Consider the following 11,603-nt stretch of genomic DNA (forward strand, 5'->3'; position numbering starts at 1 on the left):
CAGGTCGGAAACGAAGCAAGGGTAACCAGGCTCTGGCGGGTGCGTGAGGGGTCTTCTCGTATGTCTCGATCACTTCCACCGAGCAGCCATGCGCAGTTTGGGCAGACATGAACTGCCAGATGCACCGAAGCTATTCAGCCTCGCGCTCGATCGTCGTATTGTGGCCAAGCCGCTGAGTCGGCACGTGTTCGTTACGACCATCCATCCACCGATTCCGCAGCCCGGTGAACTGTTGAACCCTCGTGTCGTAGCCCTGCACATCCGAGATCTCAGAACTCGTTTGCCGCTCATACTCGTGCCGTTTATCGGTGTTGCGATAGCGCAAGTGCACGGTCGTGTAGAAAAATACCGCAGCAGCCGGACCAATAGCCAACAGATACAGCGCATTGCCATCACCGCTGCTCGAATCGGCGAGCACCGCGGTCGCGCTCAGCAATACCGGAAATGTTTCGAACCACATCATGCCTGCTACCCCATCATCATGGCCCAGACCACAACACAACTTAGCGCGAAGCCGACCACGCCGATCATCCCAGACACTGCCAACAGCTTCGACTTGCGCACCGGCACCGAGCCCATCGTCTCGCCAGTGCGACCGTTCACCGCAACATAGTGCTTGAGGCCGGTTCGTTCCTCGTAATAGCTGTATAGCCACACCGGCAAATAGAGCGACACCCAACGCGTACCCCGCACTCGCAGCCGCTCAAACTGCCAGCGCACGCCGCGGTCGTACCTGCGAATCAGTTCATTTGCACGTGCCCGACCAATCGACAACACGCGCTCATAGGCATCCCGCGTCATCCCATCCAGATTGATATCGCGACGTTCAGAAGTAAAACCGCGCAAATAGTTGGCGTTATAGGTCACCGCGTTTTTCGTGTCGAACGGCAGAATCGAATTGATGATGTTGTTGGTATTACGCGATGTATCGATATCGGCGCGAGTCGACGAAGACTCAATGGTCAAATCATCCACATAGAGGTTGAAGTCGCGGCCGATCCGGTAGCGGTCGGCGTCATAGCGCGTCTCCCACTCATCATCACCGCGTCGCACCTTATAGCTGCGGGTTTCGATCTCGCCCTCACCCTCAACTGTGACGCGAGCGTTCGCATCCATCGTCAGATAGGGCAGATACACCCCCACCACCTCATCCGGCGCGAACTGTCGGGTGAACTGCGGATGCGCAAAGAAACGGCGCTGTTTAACGAATTCGGTGATGCGAGCGATCGCGTCTTCGCGGGTGATTGAAAACGGCAAGAGACCGTCGGGCACCGCACCATTGGGCAACTGCGCGTTAATGGTGAGTGTGTTACGGCACCAGTGGCAGCGCGCGTGCAGCACCTCCTGCGTGTTGACCACCACCTCGGCACCGCAGGCCTGACACTTGAGTGTCAAAACATCCTCGGTCGACTCCTGGATATTCGCGGCACCAGTTGCAATGACCGTACCCCGAAGCTCGCTCACCGGAGTGTCGAGGCCGAAGCTCTGCTCCATCGAGCCCTCATGCCACTCGTGTCGACAGTAGTGGCAGATGAGTTTGCCGGTGTTGGCCCGCATCGAAATTTCAGTGGAACCACAGCGCGGGCAGCGGTTTACACCGTGTGCCTTATCGGCCGAGGTATCGACAAACTTCACCCCGCCGTCTTCGACGAAAGGCTTGGGTTCAGGATGCGGTTGTGGGGGCACAGAGCCGCCCTGCGGTGGCACCCCGCCCCCGGTGCCGGGCACGCCCGACACCGGGAAGGAGTGGTCACCGTTTAGGTGTTGTGTCCCTTGACTACTGGTCGACTCAGCGCGCCGAAGCTGCTCTTCAGCGAAACGGCGCAGGTAGTCTCCCAGTTCTTTTCCTCCGGGAAACACTGGGCGGGCCTAGTCGAGGCCCAGCGCGCGACGTTTGGCGGCGTCGTAGTCTTCCTGCGTGATCAGCCCCTGGTCGAGCATCTGCTTGAACTCAGCGAGTTTCGCCGCGCCGCTCGGCTCGGCTGGCTGCTGCGGCGCCTGCTGCTCGGGCACCTGCTGCTGAGGTGCCGGGGCTTGCTGCTGAGCGGGTTGGGCCTGCTGCTGGAACGGATTCTGGTAGGGAGCATCCTGGCCCTGCTGTTGGAAGTTCATTGCCGCACCGGCCGAGTTAACCCCCATACCCATCATCGCGATACCACCACCGCCGCCGTGTTCACCGGCTGCTTCAAAACCGCGCGCCATCGACTGCTGCAAGAACGACTGCCCGCGACGACCCGAAAGCGCATCCGCCTTCTTGGCGTCGCTGAGCAGCGCGCGAGTGTCTTCGTCGTATTCAATCGACTGAATCGCGACACTCACGATCTCTAGACCACGAGCACTATTCCACTGGTAGGCATCCTCAACCGCCTTCGAAAGCGACTGCGCGAAACCGAGTGAGTCACCCTGGATGCGCGCCATACGGTTGCCCTTACTGGGGTCGTTCGTGTAGTTCGAGAATGCCGGGGCCAGACTCGAAACAACCTCGTTAAACAGCTGCGAAGCCGCATCGTTGTCGAGGTCGGTGAAGTCAAACACCGAAGCGTTCGGGCCGAGGTAGGTGTAGGGCACAAACTGCTGGGTGAACAGGATGGGGTTCACGATACGCAGCGTGTAGGTGCCGCGAGTGAGCGCACCCACCTGCGCACCAAGGTAGGCGTCATCCCAATAGATTTCCGACTGCGTACCAAAACGGTTGTTCGGGATCTCTTTCAGGTTGATGTAGAAAACCAGGTGCTGCGCGCCCGGCTGGCCGCCATACTTGAAACGCTCCCAAGACTGCTTGACCAGCGAGCCAACAAGGCCGCCACCGGTGAAAATCGACTTCGAGTTCACGTCGTTCGGTGAGAACACATAGCCGCCAGGCTCAGTAACGATACCGGTGATGCGCCCCTCTTGAAAAGTGAGCAGTGCGTAGCCTTCGGGAACAACAATCTTGCTGCCGTCAGTAATGATGTTGGCCGAACCGCGAGTGTTCGAGCCACGGCCCCGGTTCTGACCGTATGCCACCGCAGGGAAAATGGCCGCCGTGGGGGCGACGTTCTCGGGCGGCGCGAGGAAATCAACCCACTGATCCGCGAGCGTTCCACCAATTGCGCCTGCTGCTGCCTGGATGAATCCCATGATCTAATTCCTTCGTCTCGGGCACTTACACGAACAACTTGCCGGTACTACCGACAGCAGTACCGGCAAGTTACAAACATGTTCGTGATGCCTTATTTCTTCTTGACAGCCGCGCTGGCAATCAACAGGATGATGCCGCCAACAACACCCACGACACTACCGTACGCCTGGAACATGTGGATCGGCTTCTGCACGAAGAAGTAGGCGTTGAAGAAGCCCAGATCGCTCATGACCGACATACTGTTCATGAAGTTCCAGAAGCCAAGCAGCAGACCGAAACCGAGCAACCCGAGGCCAATGCTACGCAGGTGCTGATCGAGGGTCTTGCCCTGGTGGGCAGCGCCATCACCATACGGGTTGGCTTGACCGGCGGCGTTGGTCGGGTACCCCGCTGCAGCGTGCTGCTGCTGTGCCGGGTAAGGGTGCTGCTGCGCGGGGTGCGCCTGAGGGTTGTAACCACCCTGTGCGTTAGCACCGGGGTGCTGAGGCTGTGCCCCGAAATCCTGGTTGGCGGGGGGCTGATTCGAGTTCATCTGGTCGCTCATGTCACCAGATACTAGTGCATTGCTGCCAAGCCGAAGAAAACCATGCGTGCCGCCCATCCGCACCAGGGAGCCAAGCTCATCCTGCAGTTGCACTCGACGAGCCTCCGGCAGCGGGGGCCCAAAACCCAGGGGTTCTCATACCCCACCAAAACGGGCTGTGCCCCGGCACAAACCGGAGCACAACCCAACGCGGAGGATAGTCCCCTACTGCCACTCATCGTTCCGCAAACGGAACGACGAGCCTCCGGCAGCGGGGGCCCAAACCCAGGGGTTCTCATACCCCACCAAAATGGGCTGTGCCCCGGCACAAACCGGAGCACAGCCCAACGCGGAGGATAGGGGATTCGAACCCCTGAGGGCGTTAACCCAACACGCTTTCCAAGCGTGCGCCATAGGCCACTAGGCGAATCCTCCAGAGTGTCGCAGCGACACACCTTGCCATCTTAGTGGGCAGCAACCCTGAGGGCGAATCTTTAGCTAGGCGTTCCGGCGCAGCCGAAGCAAAAACAACAACCCCGCAAGCCCAAGCACGGCAGCAGACCAGCTAAGCATCCAAATCTTGTTGTCGGCACCAGTAGCAGCGATCCGCTGCCTTTTGGCTGCCGCATCCTGACCAGACTTGTCTGCCGAAGCCTTCAGTGCATCCTCGACCATGCCGGTAGGCACCGTCTCGAAATGTATAACAGAAGCTTCTGTCGAAATTGTCCGCGGCTGCACGGCCCGACCATTACCCGGTTCAGCCGGAACCACTGCCCCCGCGCCGCCATCAGCCCCAGCGGTAACCTCCCCGGCTTCGCTCGCACTCGACTGACCGTCTGGCGAGTGTGATGGCGACGATTCTTCCGACGCCGGTTCTGAGACGCTGGGTTCAGGGTCGCCAGTCTCATCGGTCGTGATGCTCGGCGAGGCACCGCCACTGCCACTCGACTGCGGGACAGTCGAAGTGGGGTGATCCACTGCTGGCGGCTGCACAGTTTCCGCTTCCTCCGGCGAAGTGGTGGCCTCGACTGACGGTTCGCGAGTCTCGGTGGCGGTGGCTTCAGGGTCGGGAGCGTCGGTCACGATACTGCCGGGCTGCTCTACAACACTGTTGTCGGATGCCGACGCGATATCAGCAGCATCGGCAGTTTCGGGCACATCAGCCGCAGCCGTGAATGCGGGGGCAAACAGGACGAGGCCGGCGGTCACCGCCGAAGTGCAGACGAACCTGCGCCAGCTCGGCGCCGCTGCACGAAGCATGCCCCATCCCTTCTGGCCAGGCCCCCGATTTACGAGAAAGATAACAATCTGGTTGAGATACTACCCGCACCGGGCCGTAAATCTGCAGAGATTTTCCAAAAGCTTTCTCACGACTGATATAGAGTGCAACATTTCTCTGATGCAGACAGCGATGCGGGCCCAACCTTTCGGTTGAGCCCGCATCAGAGTTTGCGGCTGGGCCGCGAGAAGCACGTGACTACTTGAGGGTCACGGTTGCGCCAGCGCCCTCGAGGGCTTCCTTGGCCTTCTCGGCGGTCTCCTTGTTGACACCCTCGAGCACAGCCTTGGGGGCACCGTCAACGAGTGCCTTTGCCTCACCGAGGCCGAGCGAGGTAAGACCACGCACCTCCTTGATGACGGCAATCTTCTTGTCGCCAGCGGCTTCGAGGATGACGTCGAACTCGTCCTTCTCTTCAGCAGCCGGAGCGTCGCCACCGGCAGCGGGAGCACCCGCAGCAGCAACTGCAACCGGAGCGGCAGCGGTAACGTCGAAGGTCTCTTCGAAGAGCTTCACGAAGTCGCTGAGCTCGATGAGGGTGAGCTCCTTGAACTGCTCGATGAGCTCTTCAGCGGTGAGCTTTGCCATTTTGTATCTCCTTAGATGGTGAAATTACGCCGCGGTCCGGTTGGACTAGTTCGCGGATTCCTGCTTTTCGCGCAGCGCGTCGATAGTGCGAACCGCCTTCGACGCAGGCGCGGTGAACATGTATGCGGCACCGAACATCGAGGCCTTGAACGCGCCGGCAAGCTTGCCGAGCAGCGTTTCGCGGGACTCGAGGTCGGCGAGCTTGTTGACCTCTTCCGGGGTGAGCGGCTTGCCATCGAAGTAGCCGCCCTTGATCACCAGGAGAGGGTTGTCCTTGGCAAAGTCGCGCAGCGCCTTAGCAGCGTCAACAACCTCACCGGTCACGAACGTGATTGCAGTCGGACCGCTCAGGAAGTTTTCGACGCCTTCGATCTCGGCATTTTTAGCCGCGATCTTGGCGAGCGTGTTCTTTGCCACGGCGTAGGTTGCGTGCTCACCGAGTGAACGGCGCAGCGTCTTCAGCTGCGTCACGGTGAGCCCGCGGTACTCGGTCAGCACAATCGCCGACGACTCGCGGAACTTGTCCGTGAGTTCGGCGATAGCTGCGTCCTTGTTCGCCATGGGTCTCCTCTCAATGCTGTTGCACGTCCAACGCGGATGCGCCGGACGCACCACCGGTGTGCCTCACAAGAGGCCCAGGTCCACGAAAAAACGCTCCGGCAGATGGCCGGAGCGCGAACGCGCGAATGCGCATGCGAGATTGCTCGTGGTCACCTGCGCGGGCCGTTTCATCGAAACCTTCGTCTGACATCTGCTTGCGCACACGCCAGTCACCAGCGGTCTAAGGCTGCGTCAATAGTAGCCAAAGACGTTGTGCAGGCGCAAGCAGAAATCTGAGTTCGGTCGCGAACTGGCGCGAGATACTGGGTGACATGCCGAAACTCGGATACACCGCCGCGCAGATCCGCGCCGCCGAAGCTCCCCTGCTCGCACGCAATGTGCCGCTCATGCAGCGCGCATCGGCAGCGCTCGCCGATCACGTGCTGAGCCTACTGCCAACCCCAACGGCAGCTCGGGTAACCGTGCTTGCCGGTGCCGGAGACAACGGCGGGGATGCGCTCTACGCTTCGGCCGAGCTGGCACGCGCTGGCGTTTCGGTAGAGATTGTCGCGGCGATGGGCAAGCTGCCAGAGTCAGCATCCGAAGCCGCTGTTGCTGCCGGCGCACAGTTGCTCACCGAGCCGACCAACCCGAGCGCTGCCGCCGCAAGCGCAGCAGCGGCTGATGTGGTGATCGACGGGGTGCTCGGCATCGGGTCGGGTGGCGTGGCCACAGGCGGGTCGCCCGCCCTCCGCGGAAACGCTCGCGATGTGATTGCCGCGGTGAAGGCAGCGATCGGTGACGGCCCGCTGGTGGTGGCGGTGGATATTCCCAGCGGGATCGATCCCGATAGCGGCGTTGTTGCCGAACCGGATGCGGTGCTGCCGGCTCACCTGACGGTCACCTTCATCGGTATCAAGGCCGGGCTTTTGCAGGCCGACGGCCCCGGCTATGCGGGCAAGGTTTGGCTCGAACCTATCGGCGCCAGCCAGGGGCTACTTGGCGTAACACCGGCGATCAGCGTCGATTAGCTAGCTACAGCGAGTCGAGCTGTTCAAGCACGTGGTCGGCCAGCCGCACAAGTTTCGCGATTTGCGCGTCGTCACGTTCGATCCACACCGCGCGGGGTTCAGCATCCTGCACCACGAAATTGTGGTGCACCTCCCACACAAAAAGTGTGCGTTCAACCCCCACCACATACTGCTGCCACCACACTTGCCGCAAGTATTTCGGCGGGATGCAGTTCCAGTTTTTATTGGTGGTCTTGATTTCAGCGAGAACCACCTCATCGCCCCACTGTGCCAGCCCGTCGGGTGTTGCGAGGTGGCGCTCGTTTTCGGCCGAGCGGATCAACAGTCCGCAGCCGGCGATATCGTGCCGCTGCCGCATCCACTCAACGATGTGCGGTTCGCGTTTGCGCCCGTGGTCGGTGTAGGCGTTGCCCACAAACCCGCCGCCCTGCACCTTGTCGAGCACCACCGAGCGCACCGACTTCGCCGTCGCCAACCGCGCCGCGTCGGTGGCAGTGACTCCCCGGCGGCGCGCCCGCAACCAGCGATCGGTGTCGTCAGCGGCGCACACGATGCGATCGGCGAGCTCACCGGTAACACGCGGCTGCTTGAGTTCGTCAAGGATGCCCGCGCGCCAGACCGTCCCCACGCTCGTGCTGGCTGCGAGTGCCGAGTCGGCAGGCCGGGTTTCGGGCACGACGAAGCTGGCCGGCTGCAGCGGCACCGTGCTGATGTCGACGGCAGCGGCTTCGGCGAGGTGATCGAAGCGGGGTTCGGCAAGCGCGAGGGGGCTGAAATCCCCAGTCTCTGGCTTCCGCACCCCGGCCGATTCCGGCTGTGTAGGGCGGAAAAAGACCATGGTGACCATTGTGTCACCGCATCCTCACTGGCGCGCAATCCCCCGCCGGGGATGCGGTGAACGGCTCTACGCCGAGGGCGTTTCGAAGAACTTGGTGGGTTCTGAGAGCGGTTTGTTGGGGTCGGGGGCCTCGATAATGGCCTCTGGCAACGCATCCATCGACTCGATGATCGTAGTGGGCACTTCAACGGCCCGCGCACCGTACATCACCGCGTGACGCAGGCCCTTCTGCAGCGAGAGTTTCGGCAGCGTGCCGAAATCAACGCGGCCCCCTGCCTGCCCGCGCCCTTGAATCGAGTGGCCAACAAATCCAGCGAGCGACGCATCACCGGCGCCGGTGGTGTTCACCACTTCGCGCGCAGCAGAGTATCCCCACCAGGCCTCATCGCGGGTGATCGCCAACGCGCCATCGCCACCCATCGACACCAGCGCAACCTCGATGCCGCTGTTCGCAACAACTTCACGACCGGCTTCGAGCACATCACCGACAGTTTCGAGGTGACGGCCCACCAGCGTGGCAATCTCGTCAGCGTTGGGTTTGATGAGGTCGACGAGCCCCGAGTTGGTCCATTTTTCGAGCGATGAACCCGACGAATCAAACGCCACACGGGTACCCAATCGTCGCGCCTCGCTCAACAGCTCGGCGAGGTCGACTTTTTCGTCAGTTTCTGGGTGTCGCGGAATCGACCCCGAAACCACCAGCCAGTCGGCCCGCAGCGACTGAATCTCGTTCACCGTCATGTCAATCACGTCATCCCACGCGCGCTGCGGAATCGGCACAGCGCGCTGGTTGACGTTGGTGGTACGCCCGTTCGATTCGAGAATCGCGGTGTTTACGCGCATGCGGCCCGGGATGGGCAGGATGCGCAGGATCTGCGGGTGCGGGGTGCGGAACAGCAGGTGTTCGTCTTCGCGGCCGATTGGCAGCACCGCCGAGGTTGGTACGCCCGCCACACGCAGAGTGCGTGAGACGTTAATCCCCTTACCCGAAAGGAACTCCTGGATTTCGGTGGCACGGTTGACCTTGCCGGCATCAAACACGTCAACAAAGTAAGTGCGGTCGATCACGGGTGCGGGGGTGAGCGAAACCACTGCGGCCATTACGAGTCCCTTCTCTTGCGTGCATCCAAACTAACGGTTCTGTGTAAATAGTCGCTCCGCATCCGGCCCCCTCGATCACGGTTTCTCAAGCGCGCGTCGGGCAAACTTGAGGGATGACCGACTCAACTGCCAAGGATGTTTCGTCGCTACTTCCCACCACTGACCGGATGCGCGCGCTGGTTGCCACCGGAATTGGCGGCACCGATTGCCTCGAAGTGCGAGAGATGCCGCTGCCGGTCGTGGTGCATAGCGATGTGCTGGTGCGGGTGTTCGCCTCGGGCATCAACCCGATTGAGACGAAAACTCGCGCTGGGTCGGGGATGGCCGCGGTGGTTGATCACCCGTTCGTTCTCGGCGGTGAGTTCGCCGGAGTGGTGGTGAAGGCACCGTTTGAGCTGGCCGAGTTTCAGCCGGGTGATGAGGTGTGGGGCATGCTGCTCACGCCGCACTATCAGGGCGCTCAGGCCGAGTATGTTTCGGTGCCACTGATGTCGCTGGCTCACAAGCCTCGTTCGCTCGACTGGGCCGAGGCCGGTGCGGTGCCGCTGGCGGCACTCACCGCGTGGTGGGCGGTAGTTGAGGCGGCGCGGGTGCACACCGGGCAGCGGATGCTCATCCACGCCGGTGCCGGTGGTGTGGGACATTTTGCGGTGCAGCTGGCGAAGTTTTACGGCGCGCAGGTGGTGACCACCGCATCCGCCCACAACCATGAATGGCTGCGTAAGCTGGGTGCCGACCAGGTGATCGACTATCGCAATGAGCGATTTGAAAAGGTAATTGCTGAACCGGTGGATGTGGTCATTGATTTGATCGGCAACGTGCACGACAACACTGGGACGCGTTCGCTGTCGGTGCTGCGCGATGGCGGCCTGATCATCAATGTGCCCACCGGATCGTGGCCAACGATGCACGAAGAGGTCGCGGCGGCCGGTCGGGGGCTGCGGGCGTCGGTGTTGAAGCTCTCGCCCGAGGGGCGCATTTTGCGTACGCTCGCGCAGTTATTTGATCAGGGCGATCTGCGCGTGCACGTTGATGCGGTGTTTGGTCTCGACGAGGCTGCCGCCGCACACGAGCGTATTGAGCAGGGGCACACCCGCGGCAAACTCGTGTTTGATTTGCGCCGGTAGCTGAGCGCTTGATCTGTAACCGGGAAACGCCAGAGGGGCTCAGCAAACGCTGAACCCCTCTGAACTGGTCGTTGATTCTGACGGTTACGACAGTGCCGAAACGTCGAGCGGGATGCTCGGGCCGAACGTGGTCGAAACGTTGGCCTTCATGATGTAGCGACCCTTCGACGACGACGGCTTGAGACGAACAACCTCTTCGATCGCGGCACGCAGGTTCTCTTCGAGCTTGTCGGTGTCGAATGAAGCCTTGCCCACGATGAAGTGGAGGTTCGAGTGCTTGTCAACGCGGAACTCGATCTTGCCGCCCTTGATCTCGGTAACAGCCTTGGCTGCATCCGGGGTCACGGTGCCGGTCTTGGGGTTCGGCATGAGGCCACGGGGACCGAGCACCTTACCGAGACGACCAACCTTACCCATCATGTCGGGGGTGGCGACGGCCGAATCGAAGTCGGTCCAGCCGTCAGCGACCTTGGCGATGAGTTCGTCGCTACCGACCTCGTCGGCGCCGGCCGCGAGGGCAGCTTCGGCGGCGGGGCCCTGCGCGAACACGATCACGCGAGCGGTCTTACCGGTACCGTGCGGCAGGCTGACGGTGCCGCGCACCATCTGGTCGGCCTTGCGGGGGTCGACGCCCAGACGCATCGAAACTTCGACGGTCGAGTCAAACTTCTGCGAGGCAGTTTCTTTAGCAAGCGCGGCAGCCGCGTCAACGGTGTAGAGCTTGCCCTCTTCAATCTTTTCGGCCGCGGCGCGGTACGCCTTCGACTTCTTTGCCATGTTGTGCTCCTTACGAGAGTGTGCGGTCGAACGAGCCAGGCTGGCTCTCCCGCTAAAAGTTGGGATGCGTGGCGCTCATGCCCGTGCGATCGGTGCAGGATGCGAACCCACGCGGGTGCGGCTAGTTGCCGGTGACCTCGATGCCCATCGAACGGGCAGTACCGGCGATGATCTTCGCGGCGGCTTCAACGTCGTTGGCGTTGAGGTCGGCCATCTTGGTCTGGCCGATTTCGCGGCACTGGTCGAGCGTCATCTTGCCGACCTTGTTGGTGTGGGGCACACCCGAGCCCTTCTTCACACCGGCTGCCTTCTTGATGAGTTCAGCTGCCGGCGGGGTCTTGAGCGTGAACGTGAACGAACGGTCTTCGTACACGGTGATCTCAACCGGAACCACGTTGCCGCGCTGCGACTCGGTGGCGGCGTTGTACGCCTTGCAGAACTCCATGATGTTGACGCCGTGCTGACCCAGAGCCGGACCAACCGGGGGTGCCGGGTTAGCGGCGCCAGCCTGGATCTGCAGTTTGATCAGACCCGCGACCTTTTTCTTCGGTGCCATGTGTTTTCCTTTCATCGAGTGGATGCCGCAAGCATCCCTCTCCCGCCTCGCGGGCCGATCCCGCGCGCGGTGCTTGTCTTGCGCACCCACCGGGGGGAGTGCACAACCTTTATAGGCTACCG

The 11,603-nt window shown here is 61.6% G+C and carries 13 protein-coding genes and 1 tRNA gene; 2 read left to right on the forward strand and 12 right to left on the reverse strand.

Annotated elements, in window-relative coordinates; translation table 11 throughout:
• Positions 1–130: 130 nt before the first annotated feature.
• From RQ865_RS08335 to rplJ, 8 genes are all read right to left on the reverse strand, one after another.
• A complete protein-coding gene (locus RQ865_RS08335; protein WP_311478790.1) occupies positions 131–463 on the reverse strand; it encodes a hypothetical protein in 333 nt (110 codons plus the stop codon).
• A 5-nt stretch (positions 464–468) separates the two neighbouring features.
• Positions 469–1,860, reverse strand: coding sequence for a TFIIB-type zinc ribbon-containing protein (locus RQ865_RS08340; RefSeq protein ID WP_311478792.1), 1,392 nt, complete (start codon positions 1,858–1,860; stop codon positions 469–471).
• Positions 1,861–1,869: 9 nt separating this feature from the next.
• Positions 1,870–3,120, reverse strand: coding sequence for an SPFH domain-containing protein (locus RQ865_RS08345; protein ID WP_311478793.1), 1,251 nt, complete (start codon positions 3,118–3,120; stop codon positions 1,870–1,872).
• Between the two features lie 92 nt (positions 3,121–3,212).
• Positions 3,213–3,758 (reverse strand): hypothetical protein, encoded by a 546-nt coding sequence (locus tag RQ865_RS08350; protein ID WP_311478794.1) that lies wholly within the window; start codon positions 3,756–3,758, stop codon positions 3,213–3,215.
• A gap of 236 nt (positions 3,759–3,994) precedes the next feature.
• Positions 3,995–4,079 (reverse strand) — tRNA-Ser (locus RQ865_RS08355).
• Positions 4,080–4,142: 63 nt separating this feature from the next.
• Positions 4,143–4,904 carry a hypothetical protein gene (locus tag RQ865_RS08360; RefSeq protein ID WP_311478795.1) on the reverse strand — a complete coding sequence of 254 codons (762 nt, stop codon included), beginning with the start codon at positions 4,902–4,904 and terminating at the stop codon, positions 4,143–4,145.
• Positions 4,905–5,121: 217 nt separating this feature from the next.
• Positions 5,122–5,511 carry a 50S ribosomal protein L7/L12 gene (gene rplL / locus RQ865_RS08365; RefSeq protein WP_201518518.1) on the reverse strand — a complete coding sequence of 130 codons (390 nt, stop codon included), beginning with the start codon at positions 5,509–5,511 and terminating at the stop codon, positions 5,122–5,124.
• Between the two features lie 45 nt (positions 5,512–5,556).
• A complete protein-coding gene (gene rplJ, locus RQ865_RS08370; protein ID WP_311478797.1) occupies positions 5,557–6,072 on the reverse strand; it encodes a 50S ribosomal protein L10 in 516 nt (171 codons plus the stop codon).
• A 311-nt stretch (positions 6,073–6,383) separates the two neighbouring features.
• Between rplJ and RQ865_RS08375 the strand changes: the two genes are divergently transcribed.
• Positions 6,384–7,082 (forward strand): NAD(P)H-hydrate epimerase, encoded by a 699-nt coding sequence (locus tag RQ865_RS08375; protein ID WP_311478799.1) that lies wholly within the window; start codon positions 6,384–6,386, stop codon positions 7,080–7,082.
• A 4-nt stretch (positions 7,083–7,086) separates the two neighbouring features.
• Here the strand turns inward: RQ865_RS08375 and RQ865_RS08380 are convergent, their stop codons facing one another.
• Both RQ865_RS08380 and RQ865_RS08385 read right to left on the reverse strand, forming a co-directional pair.
• Complete coding sequence (locus RQ865_RS08380) at positions 7,087–7,920, reverse strand: YqaJ viral recombinase family protein (RefSeq protein ID WP_311478800.1); 834 nt, start codon at positions 7,918–7,920, stop codon at positions 7,087–7,089.
• Between the two features lie 66 nt (positions 7,921–7,986).
• On the reverse strand, positions 7,987–9,021 hold the full coding sequence (locus tag RQ865_RS08385) for a PfkB family carbohydrate kinase (RefSeq protein WP_311478801.1): 1,035 nt from the start codon (positions 9,019–9,021) through the stop codon (positions 7,987–7,989).
• A gap of 113 nt (positions 9,022–9,134) precedes the next feature.
• On the opposite strand from RQ865_RS08385, the gene RQ865_RS08390 reads away from it, so the two are divergent.
• Positions 9,135–10,148 carry an NADP-dependent oxidoreductase gene (locus RQ865_RS08390; RefSeq protein ID WP_311478803.1) on the forward strand — a complete coding sequence of 338 codons (1,014 nt, stop codon included), beginning with the start codon at positions 9,135–9,137 and terminating at the stop codon, positions 10,146–10,148.
• A gap of 84 nt (positions 10,149–10,232) precedes the next feature.
• Here the strand turns inward: RQ865_RS08390 and rplA are convergent, their stop codons facing one another.
• On the reverse strand, positions 10,233–10,925 hold the full coding sequence (gene rplA, locus RQ865_RS08395) for a 50S ribosomal protein L1 (RefSeq protein ID WP_311478805.1): 693 nt from the start codon (positions 10,923–10,925) through the stop codon (positions 10,233–10,235).
• 121 nt (positions 10,926–11,046) lie between these two features.
• Positions 11,047–11,481 (reverse strand): 50S ribosomal protein L11, encoded by a 435-nt coding sequence (gene rplK / locus RQ865_RS08400; protein ID WP_201518524.1) that lies wholly within the window; start codon positions 11,479–11,481, stop codon positions 11,047–11,049.
• Positions 11,482–11,603 lie beyond the last annotated feature (122 nt).

The sequence above is a fragment of the uncultured Gulosibacter sp. genome, assembly GCF_963509965.1.
In the GTDB taxonomy this organism is placed as follows: domain Bacteria; phylum Actinomycetota; class Actinomycetes; order Actinomycetales; family Microbacteriaceae; genus Gulosibacter.